14 protein-coding genes are annotated in these 16,292 nt (G+C 61.9%); 13 read left to right on the top strand and 1 reads right to left on the bottom strand.

Annotated elements, in window-relative coordinates:
- The first annotated feature begins 38 nt into the window (after positions 1-38).
- The 8 genes from EHF33_RS19430 to EHF33_RS19395 all read left to right on the top strand — a co-directional run bounded on the left by EHF33_RS19430 (position 39) and on the right by EHF33_RS19395 (position 8,496).
- Positions 39-251, top strand: coding sequence for a hypothetical protein (locus EHF33_RS19430; protein ID WP_124875304.1), 213 nt, complete (start codon positions 39-41; stop codon positions 249-251).
- Complete coding sequence (locus tag EHF33_RS19425) at positions 244-1,356, top strand: MFS transporter (RefSeq protein WP_124875302.1); 1,113 nt, start codon at positions 244-246, stop codon at positions 1,354-1,356. Before EHF33_RS19430 ends, EHF33_RS19425 begins: the two co-directional genes overlap by 8 nt.
- Positions 1,356-3,677, top strand: a complete 2,322-nt coding sequence (locus EHF33_RS19420; RefSeq protein ID WP_124875300.1) for a molybdopterin oxidoreductase family protein — start codon at positions 1,356-1,358, stop codon at positions 3,675-3,677. Before EHF33_RS19425 ends, EHF33_RS19420 begins: the two co-directional genes overlap by 1 nt.
- Complete coding sequence (locus EHF33_RS19415; protein ID WP_124875298.1) at positions 3,674-4,336, top strand: 4Fe-4S dicluster domain-containing protein; 663 nt, start codon at positions 3,674-3,676, stop codon at positions 4,334-4,336. Before EHF33_RS19420 ends, EHF33_RS19415 begins: the two co-directional genes overlap by 4 nt.
- Positions 4,333-4,857, top strand: coding sequence for a QcrA and Rieske domain-containing protein (locus tag EHF33_RS19410; RefSeq protein ID WP_124875296.1), 525 nt, complete (start codon positions 4,333-4,335; stop codon positions 4,855-4,857). Before EHF33_RS19415 ends, EHF33_RS19410 begins: the two co-directional genes overlap by 4 nt.
- The gene (locus EHF33_RS19405; RefSeq protein ID WP_124875294.1) at positions 4,854-5,084 is read left to right on the top strand and encodes a DUF6755 family protein; all 231 of its coding nucleotides are present in this window, start codon (positions 4,854-4,856) and stop codon (positions 5,082-5,084) included. The genes EHF33_RS19410 and EHF33_RS19405 overlap by 4 nt, the downstream gene beginning before the upstream one ends.
- Before the next feature lie 56 nt (positions 5,085-5,140).
- A complete protein-coding gene (locus tag EHF33_RS19400) occupies positions 5,141-6,493 on the top strand; it encodes an MFS transporter (RefSeq protein WP_124875292.1) in 1,353 nt (450 codons plus the stop codon).
- 326 nt (positions 6,494-6,819) lie between these two features.
- Positions 6,820-8,496, top strand: a complete 1,677-nt coding sequence (locus EHF33_RS19395; RefSeq protein ID WP_124875290.1) for an AfsR/SARP family transcriptional regulator — start codon at positions 6,820-6,822, stop codon at positions 8,494-8,496.
- Between the two features lie 171 nt (positions 8,497-8,667).
- Here the strand turns inward: EHF33_RS19395 and EHF33_RS19390 are convergent, their stop codons facing one another.
- Positions 8,668-10,614: a S9 family peptidase gene (locus tag EHF33_RS19390; RefSeq protein ID WP_124875288.1), complete on the bottom strand. Its 1,947-nt coding sequence runs from the start codon at positions 10,612-10,614 to the stop codon at positions 8,668-8,670.
- Between the two features lie 445 nt (positions 10,615-11,059).
- Between EHF33_RS19390 and EHF33_RS19385 the strand changes: the two genes are divergently transcribed.
- The 5 genes from EHF33_RS19385 to EHF33_RS19365 all read left to right on the top strand — a co-directional run bounded on the left by EHF33_RS19385 (position 11,060) and on the right by EHF33_RS19365 (position 16,265).
- Positions 11,060-12,316, top strand: a complete 1,257-nt coding sequence (locus EHF33_RS19385) for an ABC transporter substrate-binding protein (protein ID WP_124875286.1) — start codon at positions 11,060-11,062, stop codon at positions 12,314-12,316.
- Positions 12,317-12,482: 166 nt separating this feature from the next.
- Positions 12,483-13,433 (top strand): carbohydrate ABC transporter permease, encoded by a 951-nt coding sequence (locus tag EHF33_RS19380; protein ID WP_124875284.1) that lies wholly within the window; start codon positions 12,483-12,485, stop codon positions 13,431-13,433.
- Between the two features lie 50 nt (positions 13,434-13,483).
- The gene (locus EHF33_RS19375; RefSeq protein WP_124875474.1) at positions 13,484-14,266 is read left to right on the top strand and encodes a carbohydrate ABC transporter permease; all 783 of its coding nucleotides are present in this window, start codon (positions 13,484-13,486) and stop codon (positions 14,264-14,266) included.
- Positions 14,263-15,264 (top strand): Gfo/Idh/MocA family protein, encoded by a 1,002-nt coding sequence (locus tag EHF33_RS19370; protein WP_124875282.1) that lies wholly within the window; start codon positions 14,263-14,265, stop codon positions 15,262-15,264. The genes EHF33_RS19375 and EHF33_RS19370 overlap by 4 nt, the downstream gene beginning before the upstream one ends.
- Complete coding sequence (locus tag EHF33_RS19365) at positions 15,261-16,265, top strand: Gfo/Idh/MocA family protein (protein WP_124875280.1); 1,005 nt, start codon at positions 15,261-15,263, stop codon at positions 16,263-16,265. The genes EHF33_RS19370 and EHF33_RS19365 overlap by 4 nt, the downstream gene beginning before the upstream one ends.
- Positions 16,266-16,292 lie beyond the last annotated feature (27 nt).

Genomic DNA, 16,292 nt, shown 5'->3' with positions numbered 1-16,292 from the left:
GTTAGTCACTTGTAAGTCCCGCGCCGCACACTCCCTGCATGGCAGACCTTTCCGCAGAGCGTGAACCGCAAAGCCGTCGGCCCCAGTACGTCATGACGCTGTGGCGCACGGCTGGGGGCATCTGGCAGGGCCGCCTCAAATCCCTGCACGACGGGGCCGAGCAACTCGTGGGCGATCTGCGGGACTTGCCCAGCGTTCTTGCTGCCGTTCCTGACAAAACAGGGTCTGACCCCAAGGAGAATCATGCTTAAGCCTTCCCCGCCCGCGCTGCCGCCTCGGCGCGACACCGAACCCGTGCGGGTTCCGGTGATGGACGTGACCCTGGACCGCCGGGGGCTGCTGTACGGTCTGGCCTTCGCCGCTGCACTGACGGTGGCGGTATATTTCGGCTCTCAGCGCTTCCACGGCTTTGACGGGGCGCTGGCCGGGTACTGCTTTGCTACCATCTTCGCGCTGTTTGGAGTGGTGTACCGCTACGTGGTGTGGCTCCAGCGCCCACCCACCCGCATGTACTGGAAACGTGGCTGGCAACTGTTCTGGCAGCCGGGCCAGCGCCTGCACAACCTTGGCCTGTTCTTTAAGGCGGGCTGGGAAAAGATGATCGAGCAGCGCTTTATCCGCAAACGCTCGCGCAAGCGCTGGCTGGCGCACCAGTTGATCTTCTGGGGCTGCATCATCGCCATTCTGATCACCTTCCCGCTCACCTTCGGTTGGCTGCGCTTCGAGAGCGATTTCGCCAAACCCAGCGACTACATGATCGTGCTGATGGGCCAGCGGCTGGACTTCTTCACCTTCCCTGCCCGCAGCGCACTGGGCTGGCTGATCATGCACGGGCTGAACGTGGCCGCCGTGCTGTGTCTGGGCGGCATCGCGCTGGTGCTGGGGCGGCGCATCAAGGACGAGGCAGAAATTGCCACGCAGCGGTTCGACAACGACATCCTGCCGCTGATCCTGCTGTTCGCGGTCTGCGTGACCGGCATGATGCTGACCGCCTCCAACATGTTCCTGGAGGGCAAGTTCTACTACTGGATCACCACCACCCACGCGGTCACCGTGTACCTGTGGCTGCTGTACCTGCCGTTCGGGAAGTTCTTCCACATTTTCCAGCGCATCGCCAACGTTGGCGTGTGGTTCTACAAAGCCGCCGGAGCCAATGGCCCGCAGGCCAAGTGCGCCCGCTGCGACACCGAGTACATGAGCCAGATGCAACAAGATGACCTTAAAACCATCCTGCCTGATCTGGGCCTGGATTACACCCATTCGCAGGTGGGCAACTGGCAGAACCTGTGCCCCAGTTGCCGCCGCAAGCTGCTGACCCTGAACCAGTTTCGGGCCACCGGCAAGGAGTTCATGTAATGGTCAAGCCACCCCTTTCTCAGGAAGAATTTCTGGACACCTACGGCCCCACGCTGCACTACGCGCCGCCTGGCGGCTTCAGCAGCGTTGAAGATTACGACGCGCTGGTGGATACCCATTGCTGCTTTTGCGGCCAGCAGTGCGGCATCAAGTTGAAAGTCAAGGACAACGCGATTGTAGGTTTTGAGCCGCGCTACGACTTCCCTTTCAATAAAGGCAAGCTGTGTCCCAAGGGCATCAAACGGTATCTACAAGGCTCGCACCCGGATAGGTTACTCCACCCGATGCGCCGTACCGAACACGGCTACCAGCAGATCACCTGGGACGAGGCGCTCACCGAAACCGTGTCCAAGATTCAGGAGATTCAGGCCAAGTACGGCAGGGACAGCTTCGCCATGCTGTCGGGCGTCTCGCTGACCAACGAGAAGAGCTATCTGGTGGGCAAATTCGCCCGGCTGGCGCTGCAAACGGCCAATCTGGATTACAACGGACGGCTGTGCATGGTCTCGGCGGGCGCGGGCAACAAGAAGGCCTACGGCATTGACCGCGCCTCCAACCACTGGGAAGACATCACGGACGCCAAGGTCATCTTCATCATCGGCACCAACATCGCCGAGTGCTTTCCGATCACCACCGATTACATCTGGCGGGCGCGGGACAGGGGCGCAAAGATCATCTACGCCGATCCGCGCATGGTGCCGATGGCCCGCACCGCAGACCTGTACCTGCCGCTGCGCTGCGGCAGCGACAGTGCCCTGCTGATGTCCATGCTGCACGTCATCATCCGCGACGGGCTGACCGACGAAGCGTTTATTGAGGCCCACACGACAGGTTTTGGTGATGTTCGTGCCGCCGTAGCCGACGCCACCCCCGAATGGGCCGCTGAGATTACCGGGGTTCCTGCCGCCAAGATTGAACAGGCCGCCCGCTGGTACGGCGAGGCCGAGACGGGCATGATCCTGCACGCACGCGGCTTGGAACATCAGGTCAAGGGTGTGGAGAACGTGATGTCCTGCGCCAACCTCGCGCTGGCGACGGGCAAGATCGGCAAGCCGGGCTGCGGCCACTCCACGATTACCGGGCAGGGCAACGGCCAGGGCGGGCGCGAACACGGCCACAAGTGCGATCAGCTCCCCGGCAACCGCGACATCACCAACCCTGAACACCGCAAGTACATCTGCGAGGTGTGGGGGGTTACCGACGAGGAACTGCCCGGCAAGGGCATCACCGCGCAGGAAATCCTCAACGAGATTCACGAGGGCAAGATCAAGGGCCTGCTGAGCATCTGCTTCAACCCGCTCGTCTCGCTGCCCGACGCCAATTTCAACCGCGAGGCGCTGAACAAGCTGGAGCATTACGCGGTCATTGATTTCTTCCTCTCGGAAACCGCGCAACACGCCGACATCGTGCTGCCAGGCAGTTTGCAGGAAGAGGATGAGGGCACCACCACCAGCGGCGAGGGCCGCGTCATCAAGATCAACGCGCCGGTGACCCCACCCGGCGAGGCGAGGCGCGATTGGGAAATCCTGCTGGACATTGCGGGCCGTCTGGGCCGGGGCAAGTACTTCCAGTTCAACAACACCCAGGAAATCTTCAACGAATTGCGGCTGGCCTCGCGTGGCGGCACCGCCGACTACAGCGGCATCACCTGGGAAAAGATCGTGGACACCCAGGGCATTTTCTGGCCCTGCCCGCAGACCACCGATGAAGGCAAGACCACCATGCACATTGAGAATCTGGATGACCGTCACCCCGGCACGCCCCGGCTGTACGAGGGCGGCAAGTTCTACCACCCCGACGGCAAGGCGCATTTCAACGCGGTGAGCTGGCGCGAGAGTGCCGAAGTCGTGGACGACGAATACCCGATCTGGTTCACCACGGGCCGAGTGGTCAGTCAGTACCTCAGCGGCTCGCAGACCCGGCGCATCGGGCCGCTGGTGGATCAGTTCCCGCATCCCAAGCTGGAACTGCACCCCCGCATGGCCAAGCAACTGAAGGTCCAGACCGACGACTGGGTGACCATTCAGACGCGGCGCGGCGAGGTGATCATTCAGGCCAACGTGGTCAACACCATCCGCCCTGACACGGTGTTCATGGCCTACCACTGGGGCGGCAAGGAAAGTGCGAACCTGCTGACGCAGCGGGCGCTAGACCCCATCTCCAAGATCCCCGAGTACAAGGTCTCGGCCTGCCGCGTTCGCCTCGCCACGCCGGAGGAGCAGACCGAGGGCGAGCGCACCCAATTCCTGAGTTCCCGCACTGAGAAGAACCTGCCCGCTGGCTACAACCTGGCGGAGCGTCGTAAGGAGCTGCGCCGATGAGCGATTTCCGTTTCTTCGTTGACCCCATCCGCTGTATCGGTTGCAAGGCGTGCATGCAGGCGTGTTCCGAGTGCGACACCCACAAGGGCAAGAGCATGATCCACCTGGAATACATCGAGCGCGGCGCGTCCACCCAGACGGCCCCGATGGTCTGCATGCACTGCGACCTACCCACCTGCGCTGCCGTCTGCCCCGCCGACGCCATCAAGCGCACCGAGGACGGCGTGGTGCAGAGCAGTCAGGCTCCGCGCTGCATCGGCTGTTCCAACTGCGTCAACGCCTGCCCCTTCGGCGTGCCGCGCTACTACCCGGAAATTGACCAGATGCTCAAGTGCGACATGTGTTATGACCGCACCTCGGTGGGCAAGAAACCCATGTGCGCCAGCGTTTGCCCTTCCGAGGCACTGTTTTACGGCACGCTGGAGGAATTCCAGTCGCGCCGGGGTGGCAAGCCTCAGAACTCCTTCCAGTTTGGGGCGCAGACGATTACCACCAAGGTCTTTCTGGTGCTGCCCGACGGCGAGATGGGCCTGGACATGGACGTGATCTCGCACATGGACGCCCGCTTCGAGCCGAACGCCTTTGACCACCTTGATCCCTTCGCGCATCTGGAGCCGCTGCCGATGGAGCAGGGCCAGACCCTGAGAGGCCGCTTATGACCCCGCCCAAACCACCCAAAACTGGTCCGCGTCATGCGCCGCACTGGAAGACCGACTTCAGCGTGGACTGGGACGCCACCGATTACGTCTCGCGCCGCGAGTTCACCCGCTTCCTGGGCCTGAGCAGCGCGGGCATGGCCGCAGGCACGGTGCTGATCGCCGGGTTGGCGAGTGTGGGCGCGCAGCCCGTCCCGGAAGTTCCGCCGCTGCGACTGGGCAAGGTGGAGGATTTTCCGCCCGGTTCCTCCAGCGCCTTCGAATACCCCCAGAAAGGCCAGTACTCGCTGCTGGTGCGCCACGAGGACGGTACCTTCAGCTCCTACGGTCAGAAATGCCCGCACCTGGGCTGCGCTGTGTATTACGAACCGCGTGAGAAGGTGCTGGAATGCCCCTGCCACGAGGGCTATTTCAATGCGCGAACGGGTGACGTGATCTCCGGGCCACCGCAGCGGGGGCTGAGTCTGGTCAAGCTGGATATCCGCGACGGCGAGATCTGGGCTGTGGGAGGAGGAGGGCATTGACCGGCTCCTCACGCCCCCGCTACGCCCAGCGCAGCCTGATCGTCGGCGTGCTGCTGGCCTTCACCCTGATTTTCTGGAGCATTCAGCTGTTCATCCTGATGCTGGCACTGGACGCCTTTCTGGGCAAGGAGTACGCCCTGCTGTGGCCCGCCGCGATCAGCAGTGCGCTGTTGGCCACTTTGACGCTATGGCTGGTGCGGCTGATTCCCCGCGAGCCACGCGAGTAACCCTCTTTCCCTCTGCCCGAAACAGTTGAAACCCGCTGCAATTTCAAGGAGCCCGTGTGACCACCTCCGAATCCTCTAAACACCAGTCCTCTGCCTATCTGCCCGAATGGACGCCCAACGATCCCGTCTTCTGGGAGCGGGAAGGCAAGGCCCGCGCCTGGCGTACGCTGTGGGTCACCACCTTCGGCCTCACGCTGGCCTTCGCGGTGTGGTTCATGGTCTCAGCCATCGTCGTGCGCCTGAACGACATCGGCTTCAACCTCAGTAAGGATCAACTGTTCTGGCTGACCGCCATGCCGGGTCTGGCAGCGGGACTGACCCGCCTGCGCCACATGTTCCTGGTGTCGGTCTACGGTTCGCGCACCACCCTGACGCTCTCCACGCTGGGCCTGCTGATTCCGGCGGTGGGCTGGGGTCTGGCAGTACAGAACCCCGAAACACCCTTCTGGGTTTTGCTGTCGTTGGCCTTCCTGGCGGGCATGGGTGGGGGCAATTTCAGCTCGTTCATGCCGTCCACCAGCCTGTTCTTCCCCAAGAAGATGCAGGGAACCGCGCTGGGCATTCAAGCGGGCATCGGTAACTTTGGTGTGTCTATGGTGCAGTTCCTGACCCCCTGGGTGGTGGGCGTCAACCTGTTCTGGTTTCTGGGCAGCAAATCCGAGCAGTGGGTCTTTGCCGGGAAAACCAGCACCATCTGGCTTCAGAACGCCTCATGGGTCTACATTCCCTGGCTGATTGCCGCCGCCGTGCTGAGCTGGCTGCTGATCCGCAACGTGCCGATCAAGGCCAACATGAAAGAGCAGCTCGCCATCTTCGGGGACAAGCACACCTGGATCATGACCAGCATCTACATGATGACCTTCGGAGCTTTCAGCGGGCTGGCCGCCGCCTTTCCTCTGCTGATCAAGACGCTGTACGGCGGTTTCGAGAACGCGCCCCTGCCGCTGAAGTTCGCCTTCCTGGGGCCGCTGATCGGCTCGGCGGTGCGCGTCCTGTTCGGATTGATCGCCGACAAGACGGGCGGGGCCATTCTGACGACGATCAGCGCTATTGGTATGGGCATCTCCGCCGTCGCGGTGACCTTCTTCGTCACGCCCACCGATCTGACCACCTTCCCGATGTTCGTGGGCACCATGCTCGCTATCTTCTTCTTCAGTGGTATCGGCAACGCGTCCACCTTCCGGCAGATGCCCGTCATCTTCAACCCGCCGTACAGCGCGGGCGTGATCGGCTGGACAGCGGCCATCGCTGCCTTCGGGCCGTTCATCGTCAGCATGCTGATCAGCTTCAATCTGGCGGCCAGCGGCAACGTCAAGGGCTTTTTCTACGGTCTGGCCGTGTTCTGCATGCTGAATCTGGCCCTCAACTGGTGGTTTTATGGTCGTCGGGGAGCCGAGAAGCCGAGTTAAGCGTCTTTCTTTCCTCCCTCTCCATAGCGAGAGGGTTTTTTTGATTTCCAGATTCCTGTGAAAAAGGACGGCGGAGTGAGGTGGGGCCGCGTTCCCTCGGCCCTGTGATACTGATTCCGCTTAATTTCAGTACGCTCCTCAAAAAGCGCGGGATGCACTTCCACAACGCAGAACCAGTACCTTGTCCTACTTCCGTTGGTCCGATTAAATCGCGTCCAGCACACGGACGCTGAACACGATCTAATCGGAATCCGTATGAGCTGACATTGACGACTTTTTACGGGAGTGAAACAGTCTTCTGAGGTGTCATCGTCCATACTGTATGAATGCCTACCCAACTCATGCAGACCCTGAGCTGGACGGCAGGGACGCTCAGCAGCGATCCACGGCAGTTTTTCCATGTGGTGCGGGTCTTGCTGGCCGATCTGCGCCGGGCGACGGGGATGGACGTGGCCGAGTTGTTTCTGGCCGATCCACAGCAGACCACCTTATTCCTGAGCGGCTACTCTGGGGGGGATCACTCAGCATTCTTCGAACGCACGGTCTTCCGCTTCGGCGAGGGCTTTCCGGGCCGCGCCGCCCAGGAGCGGGAAGTGCTGGAATGTACTGAGCTGGATGGTGACCCCCGCTTTCTGCGCGTTCGGGTCAAGGCGCTGGGCTACCACGCGTTTGTCAGTGTGCCACTGATGCTGCCCCACGCGGTCATTGGCGTGTTGAATCTGGCGGCTCAGAACGGCGAACAACTGGAGCAGGCGCGGCACCGTCTGGAGCAGATCGCCCCGCTGCTGGCCGCCAGCTTATACGCGGTGCTGACTTCCCTGAGTGAGCGCACGCTGGAGCGGGTACAATCGGGCCACACACCACAGGAGCGAGCGCTGGGGCTGCTCGAAGAAAACCTGAAGGCCACCTCCGCGCTTCGGGCGGCGCTGCATCCCCGGCAGGGCACGGCTGTAGAAACCCATCCTGGTCAGATTCACCCCTGCCCCGGCCCGGAACGCTGCCCGGCCCTGCGCGGCCTGGTGCAGATTTCAGGACACGCCGAGCTGAACTGCTCGCTCCAGCCCAGGGATGTGCAGACCGTCTGCCTGCCGGTCTGGCACGGCGGCGAGGTCATCGGTGTGGAAACCGTCCAATTTTCCAAGAGTCTGACCCCTGGGGTGCTGACCGAGGCAGCTGCGCCGCTGCTGTGGATGACCCGGCTGGCTGCCCACGCCCTGGATCTGGGCGCAGGACAGCCTGAACCCGCACCTATCCCCTGGCTGGAGATCGAAACGCTGGGGGCGTTCCGGGTGCGCCGCCAGGGCCAGATCCTCTCCTCCCGCGATTTCAAGCGGCGGCAGGCGCACGAGCTGCTCAAACTGCTCATTACGCGCTGGGGCCGCCCAGTCACCACTGAGGAACTCTGCGAGGCGCTGTGGCCGGGTGAGCCGTACGGACAGCGGGTGCTGGCCCGGTTGCATGTCACCCTGAATGCGCTGCGGCAGGTGCTGGAGCCGCCAGAAGGGAAGGGGCAGGTGCTGACGCGTGACGGCGCGGCTTACCGCTTTGCGCCGGGTCTCCCTGTTCGGCTGGACGTGCAAGCCTTTGAGCTGCTGGTGCGGCACGGCGACACGCAGCACGGCGAGGCAGCCGTCGTCACCTACGCGCAGGCGTTGGAGCTGTACCGGGGCGACTTCCTGGAAGACGATCCGTTTACCGACTGGTACGCGCTGGAACGTGATTACCTGCGCGAACTCGCTCTGCGTGCGCTGTTCCGAACGGGGGAGATCCAGACCGCTGCGGGCCAGTGGCAGAGCGCCCAGATGGCCTACACCCGCATTCTAACCATCGATCCCAACCGGTTTGAAGCCTATGAGGCGCTGATTTCCCTTCTCACTCTACTGAACAGGACGGAGGACGCTCAGGTCTGCTGGGAACGCTACAGCCGGGCCTACGGTCAGGCTCCACCAACCTTTCCCCGCCCAATTGTGGCGAGGAAATCGGTAGGGCAGCTGCTTGGGTAGTACTTCAAGAAGTTTTCGAGCGGCGTTTGACCGAAATCTCAGGATGGCGACGCCTCAAGCAGGGCGTCCGTCATCATGATTGAGCCACCGTGACCAGTTCTTGCGCTGCGGTGACAAGCAACAACCAGAAACGGGCGTTCCGGATGTGGTGAGCGGTCGCGGCGGGCCTACTCAAGGTGACAGGACAATGTCCAGACCAAGCGTGATCCCCGACGGCGTGAAGCCGAACACCTGACCGTAAAATTCCAGTTCTCCTTCGAGTGCCCGCTTGATGTTCTCGGCGCGGCGAAATCCATGCCCTTCGCCCTCAAATTCCACCAATGCCGTCGGCAAACCGCGTGAGCGCACGGCCTCGAACATCTTCCGCGCTTGATCCGGCGGCACCACCTTGTCCTCCAAACCCTGAAAAAACACCACCGGACGCTTGAGCTGCTCGGTGAAATGAATCGGCGAACGGGCTTGGTAGCGGGCTTTTTCCTGGGGGTAGGGGCCGATCATGCTGTCGAGGTAGCGGCTCTCGAACTTGTGGGTGTCCTGCGCCAACGCTTCGGCGTCACTGACCCCGTAGTGGCTGGCCCCGGCAGCGAACACGTCAGAGAACGTCAGCGCACACAGGGTGGTGTATCCGCCCGCACTGCCTCCAGTAATTGCCAGCCGGTGAATGTCGGCGTCGCCGCGCTCCGCCACATAGAGCGCCGCGTTCACGCAGTCTTGCACGTCCACCACGCCCCACTCGCCGTTGAGCCGCTGCCGGTAGGCCCGCCCGAACCCGGTGGAGCCGCCGTAGTTTACGTCCAGCACCGCGACGCCCCGGCTGGTCCAGAACTGCACCGAGAGATCGAGCACCGCGTCGGTGGCCCCGGTCGGCCCGCCGTGAATCATCACCAGCAGCGGCGGTTTCTCACCCTCCGGCGCACGCGTCTCAGCGTTGCGGGGCAGATACAAAAAGGCGTGGGCTGTCCTTCCTCCCTCAGTGGGAAACTCGACGGCTTCCGGCACGCTCAAATCGGCAGGCGGCAAGGTGAAGGTCGAGGATTCATGCAAAATCTCGACGTCGCCGCTGACACTCAAACGGGCAATGCACGGCGCACGGTTCGGTGCGCCGGCTCTCAGCACCACCTGCTGGCCCTGAACCCGTAGATCCGCAGCGGAGGTGAAGGGCGTAGCGAGTTCGCTGAGCTTCCAGCCGCTCTCCTGAAATTCTAAACGCGCCAAATGGGTGCGGCCCTTTTGGTGATAAGCACACATCAACCGTTCCTCGGCCAAGAAAACGTAATTCGAGGAACCGAATTGCCACTGAGGAGTGCTGAATTCGGCGTCCAGCGGGTAAAGGGCCTGCGCGTCCGGCTTCAGCCGGTAGAGATTCCACCACCCGCTCCGATCTGAAACGAAGTGAAGCACGCCGCCGGGCGACCAGCGCGGCTCCTGCACCGATTCATTCTTCCCGCCCGCCACCTGTTGCACGTTGCTGAGCGAGCCGTCCGCCGCGATTTGCGCCAGCATCAAGCGTGTCTCGTCCCAGGGCATGTTCGGATGGTTCCATTCCACCCAGGTGAGTTGGTGGCCGTCAGGACTCAGGCGCGGCGAGGCGTAAAAGTCCGCGCCAGTCGCCAGGACGCCGCCGCCTTCAGGGTTGGGGCCACCGAGTTGGAGGGCCACCAGCTCGTTACGCGCTTCGCGGTCATGCTCACGGTGGTCTTCGCGCACGGCGATCAAGCGGCCCCTCGACAGGTCAATTTCCAGATCGGCATACCGCACTTCCAACTCCGGCGTGATCGGCTGCGGCTCTTGGCCATTCATCTGCCGGTAAAGCCGGTTGTCGGCAAAGTGGCTGAAGTAAACGGTGCCGTCCTGAACAGCGTGGCAGCGCCCGCCATACTCGTGAACCCGGCTGCGGACATTAAACGGCGGCGGCGTGACGTCGTTGGCGGTTCCGTCTGGCGCGAGGCGCACCAGCACGCTGCGCCCACCTTCATTGGAGCGGCTTTCGAGCCAGTACACGTCCGGCCCGTCCACCGTGACGCCGCCCAGCCCCACGCTCCCAGCAGTGATGGTGTCGGCGGTGATGGGTGAAGGCCATGCGCCGTAAGGCAAGACGGTTCGGTGATCCTCGGTCATGTCGTCCTCCTGAAGTCGAACTGTTTCGTGATGTGAGCAACTGCAAGATAGCGGTTCGTCTAAGGCTTGCGCGTCCAAGACTGCCGAACCAGATCCAGATTCGGAAGGTCTGAGCCCTTGGGCACGCCCACTGCGCCGACCACCCCATGCGGAGGAGGGCCGGCTTCTGAGAGCGTTCTAGTGAATCGGTGGCTTCCAATCAGGATCGTCCGGTTTGCACAGAGGAGGTTACCGAGACATTCAGGTCTAACGGGAATTCGTTGCCTGAAGCAACTGCAAAAGCGGTGAAATGACTTTGCATGCCTGAAGTTCTTGGCACAGCGCGAATTGACAATGGTGGCGTCTACCGGTATATCTAAGAGCACAGACTCATCAAAACGAATGGCGTTGCATTGCCGTAGGATTTGACCAAAAATCCATGGGTGCTGTTTTTTAGGAGGTCGCTATGAAAGGGATTTTATTGACTGCTTCTCTGCTTGCCCTAGGCGCTGGGTTGGCCCAAGCTCAAAAAACCACCTTGACCATCGAAAGTTGGCGAAATGACGACATCAAGATTTGGCGAGACGTCATTATTCCGGCCTTCGAAAAGCAGCATCCAGACATTCATGTGGTGTTTGCGCCCAGCGCTCCGACCGAGTACAACGCCGTGCTGGCCGCCAAAATCAAGGCTGGTACGGCGGGCGACCTAATCACCTGCCGCCCGTTTGATCAGAGCCTCGAACTCTACAAAGCCAAGCAGCTCACCAACCTCAACAGCCTGCCAGGCATCAAGAACTTCGATACGGTCTCCAAAGCGGCTTGGTCAACCGACGACGGAAAGACCACCTTCTGCGTGCCGATGGCGTCGGTGATTCACGGCTTTCTGTACAACAAAAAAGCGTTCAGTGACCTCGGCCTGAGTGTTCCGAAGACCGAAGCGGCGTTCCTGGCGGCCCTGGACAAAATCAAGCAAAATGGCAAGTACGTGCCGCTGGTGATGGGCACCAAGGATCAGTGGGAATCGGCGACCATGGGCTACCAGAACATCGGGCCGACCGCTTGGAGCGGCGAAACGGGGCGCAAGGGACTGATCTCCGGTAAAGCGCAGTACAACAAAGGCGGCTTTTTGACGGCTTTCACTTCGCTGGCCAAATGGAAGCCTTATCTGGCTCCCGGCTATCAGGCCCTGGCTTATCCAGACGCGCAAAACCTCTTTTCGCAGGGGCGCGGCGCGGTTTATCCGTCAGGCAGTTGGGATATCGGCACCTTCCGCCAGATGAATCCCGACATGGAGCTGGGGGCTTTTGCGCCGTACAGCATCAACGGCCAGAAGTGCGTCATCAGCGACCAGCCCGACATCGCGATGGGCATCAACGCGGCCAGCAAAAATCAGGAGTCCGCCAAGACGTTCCTCAATTGGGTGGCCTCTGACGTGTTCGCCAGCTTGTACGCCAACGCCCTGCCGGGATTTTTCCCACTGGCCAACGTCAAATACACCCTGAAAGATCCGGTGGCTCAGGAGTTCTTGAACTGGCGCAATCAGTGCGGCAAGAGCTTCCGCTCCTCGTACCAGATTCTCTCGCGCAACGCCAATCCCAACAACGAAAATGATCTCTGGAACGCCAGCTCTCAGCTCCTGAACGGCAGCCTGAGCGCCCAGGCCGCCGCCGACATGGTGCAAAAGAACCTCGCGTCTTGGTACGGCCCCCAGAAAGGCAAGTGATCTCAGCGTCTTTGCGCAGGCCTTGACCTGACTTGCGCTCCCCACCGATTCAAGCTGGAACACTCGGAAGCCCTGGTGTTTCAGCTTGTTGTCTTGAACGGCCCGGTTCAGTGCCGCCCGCTCAACCTGCGCCGCCAGATCACTTCTTCAAGTCTCAAGGAGGCGAATGCTCACTTCCGATCTCAAGCCTTCCCGCGCCCCGCGCCCGCGCCGCCGAACATTCCCGCTGCATCTGGTGGTGTTCCTCGCGCCCGCCGTCTTGATTTACAGCGTCATCATGATTTACCCGATTCTGGCCTCGCTGTGGCTTTCCTTGAACAGCAGCGTGGACGGCGTGCAGACATTCGTCGGCGTGGCCAATTACCAGAAGCTGCTGGGCAGTGAGTTGTACGCCCAGCCGCTGTTCAATGCCCTCAAAAATAACTTCATCTTCTTCGTTGTCCACATGCTGGTGCAAAATCCAGTCGGGCTGCTGCTGGCCGTTTTGCTCAGCTTGAAGCTGCGCGGCACACCCCTCTACCGGACGCTGATCTTCACGCCCACGGTTCTTTCGGTGGTGATCGTGGGTTTTGCCTGGAAACTGATCCTCAATCCCGTCTGGGGCGTGCAGCGCAGTTTGCTTGAGCCGCTTCACTTGGAGGCTTTAGACTTGCCCTGGTTGGGCCTGGCCTCCACGGCGCTGGGGACGCTCTCCCTGATCAGCGTCTGGCAAAACATCGGCATCCCCATGCTGCTCTTTCTGGCCGCGCTTGTCCGCATTCCCGAAGAGCTTTACGAAGCCGCCCGGCTTGACGGAGCCGGAACATGGACGGTGTTTCGCCGCATTCAGTTGCCGCTGATTTTGCCCACAGTAGGGATCGTCAGTGTGCTGACCTTTGTCGGCAACTTCAATGCCTTCGATCTGATCTACGCCGTCCAGGGCGCACTGGCCGGGCCGAACTTCGCCTCGGACATCTTGGGAACATTGTTTTACCGAACCTTTTTCGGCTATCAGTTGCAGGCTGGCGATCCGTACATGGGCGCTGCGGTGGCCGGCGTGATGCTCGCCGTAATCTTGGTGGGGCTACTGATTTACCTGCTCGGCTGGCAGCGGCGCATGACTGAGGTGACGCTGTGATCCAGACCCGGAAAAAGCGGCCACCACAGGTGTTTGCCCACCTCGGCTTGATGATCTACAGCTTGATTGCCGTGTTTCCCACGGTGCTGATCATCATGAATTCGTTCAAGAACCGCGCCACGATTTTCGCGCACCCGTTCGCGCTGCCCACCTCCGAGACGTTTACGCTGGACGGCTACAAAACACTGACCGAGTCGGCCAACTTCCCGCTGTACTTTCTGAACAGTCTCACCGTGACGCTCGGCTCGCTGGCCCTGATTTTGCTGGTGAGCAGCATGGCGGCCTTTGCCCTCAGTGAGTACACGTTCCGGCTCAATACCCTGCTGGCGCTGTACCTCTCGATCGGCATCATGGTTCCGATCCGGCTGGGCACGGTGGGCATCCTCGACTTGATGGTCAAGTTTCACCTGGTCAACACACTCTGGGCCCTGATCTTGGTGTACACGGCGCAGGGCATTCCCCTGGCGGTGTTTATCCTCAGCTCCTTTATGCGCGGCGTTCCCAGAGACCTCAAGGAAGCGGCCCGGATCGACGGGGCCAGCGAGTACCGCATTTACGGCTTGATCTTGCCGCTGATCCGTCCGGCGCTCGGCGCAGTCACGGCCATTAGCATGGTGCCGATCTGGAACGACTTGTGGTTTCCCCTGATTCTGGCTCCCGGTGAGCAAACCAAAACCATCGTGCTGGGAGCCAGCGCCTTTTTGGGACAGTTCGTCAACGATTACAACGCGGTGCTGGCCGCGCTTACCTTGGCCATTGTGCCGGTGGTGCTGCTCTACGCCGTCTTCTCGCGTCAGCTGGTCAGCGGCATCACCAGCGGGGCGCTGAAATGACCGGGCAAGCGGCACACCCTCCGCGCACCCTTAGGGTCGGGCTGATCGGCGCTGGCCTGATGGGACAGACCCATGCCGAGGCCTGGAAACGCGTCCCCGGCGCACTCGTGGCCAATCTCGCGCTGGACGGCCACGCTAAGGCCTTGGGTGAGCGTTACGGGCTGAAAGGCTACGACACTCTTCAAGACCTTCTGGCAGCGGTGGACGTCGTCGATTTATGCACACCGACGCCTACCCACCGGGAATTGACGCTGGCCGCTGCCGAGGCCGGGTGCCACGTGATCTGCGAGAAGCCGGCGGCCCTGAGTGTTGCCGACGCCATAGAGATGCAGCGGAGTTGCGAGGCAAACGGCGTCCGGCTGTTCGTCGCGCACGTGCTGAGGTTTTTCCCGCAGTACAGAGCGGTCAAGGCGCGGTTTGAGCGCGGTGATTTCGGCGCACCCCGTGTGCTACGCCTCAGCCGAGTCAGCACCCCGCCCACGGTGGGCAGTTGGCTGCTGGATGAAGAAAAAAGCGGCGGCGTGCCGATGGACTTGATGGTGCATGATCTGGATTACGCCCGCTGGATCGCCGGCGATGTGGAGCGGGTCTACGCCGTCCAAACCCAGCAGGCGGGCAAAGTCATGGTTCAGGCCACGCTGAGCCACAGCGGGGGAGCCATCAGCCTCGTCGAAGCAGGCTGGGCCGCGCCGGAAGGGGTCTTCCGAACAGCTCTGGACGTGGCGGGCACGCTGGGAACCGCAGAGTGGAATTCTGACGCCCCCGCTCCCCTGCGGCGGCATGGCCCGGCGCTTTTACCGGGACAACTCGGCGCGACGCTGCCCGCCCTAGACGGCGATCCTTACGGTGATCAACTCAGTCACGCTTACGCGGCGCTGCGCGGCGGCACACCGTTTCTGGTCAGTGCAGATGACGCGGTGGCGGCTGTGGCGCTGGGTCAGGCTGTTCAGCAGTCTGTGGAGACTGGCGGGGCGGTTACGCCGCAGAGGTGGAAATGAAGATCCGAATCGCTCTTCTGGGAGCCGCCCATGTCCATGCCCAGCACTACGCCGCTCTGCTCTCACAGCAGGAGAACACCGAGGTACTGGGCTTCACCGAGGACGACCCAAACATTGCTCAGGAGTTCGCCCAGCGCACCGGCTTAATGCAGAGGACTGCCGCTGAAATCATGGCCCTCAGCCCGCATGGGGTCATCGTCTGTACCGTGAACACCAAGCGCCTGGGGCCGGTGCAGTTGGCGGCGGCCAGCGGCGCACACGTGTTGTGCGAAAAGCCGATTGCCACCAACGAAGCCGACGCTCAGGCCATGCGCCGGGCCTGTGAAGCGGCGGGCGTTCAGTTTGTCACGGCCTTTCCGGCGCGGTTCTCGTCTGCGGCGCTTTCGCTCGCCGAGCAACTGCGGGCGGGTCAGCTCGGTAAGGTTTTGGCCTACAGCGGCGTCAATCACAGCGTCGCGCCCGATCACGAGCAGCCGTGGTTCGGCGACCCGGCCCAAGCGGGCGGCGGAGCAGGCATGGATCACATCGTGCACCTGGCTGATCTGCTGCGTTTTGTCGGGGAGCGGCCCACCGAGGTCTACGCTCAGCTCCGCCCGGTGCCGCAGTGGGTGTTGCCGGAGCACGCCGACATTGACGCCGCAGGGCTAATTACCCTCCGCCTGGCTTCAGGGGCCAGCGCCACTATCGACTGCTCCTGGAGCCGCCCCCAGGGGTATCCACGCTGGGGGCAGCTGCGCTTGGACGTCACGGCCAGTCGGGGAATGCTCAGCCTCGATGTGTTTGCCGATCACCTCAACATTACGCAGGGCACGTATCAGTGGGCAGGCTACGGCGAAGACCTGAACGCCAAGATGCTGGACGATTTTATTCAGGTCTGCGCTGGAAGCGGCGCGGGCCGGGCGACCTGGCAAGACGGTTACGCTGCCCTGGGGGTGGTTCAGGCCGCTTACACCTCCAATGCGTCTGGTGAAGCTGTTCAACTGAACGACGCTGCTGAATGACCTTCCAATGGATGCCTCTGCCGACTT

This window comes from Deinococcus psychrotolerans (genome assembly GCF_003860465.1).
Taxonomy (GTDB): Bacteria; Deinococcota; Deinococci; order Deinococcales; family Deinococcaceae; genus Deinococcus; species Deinococcus psychrotolerans.
Note: the sequence above shows the minus strand (reverse complement) of the source record. Positions and strands in the feature narration are given on the sequence as shown.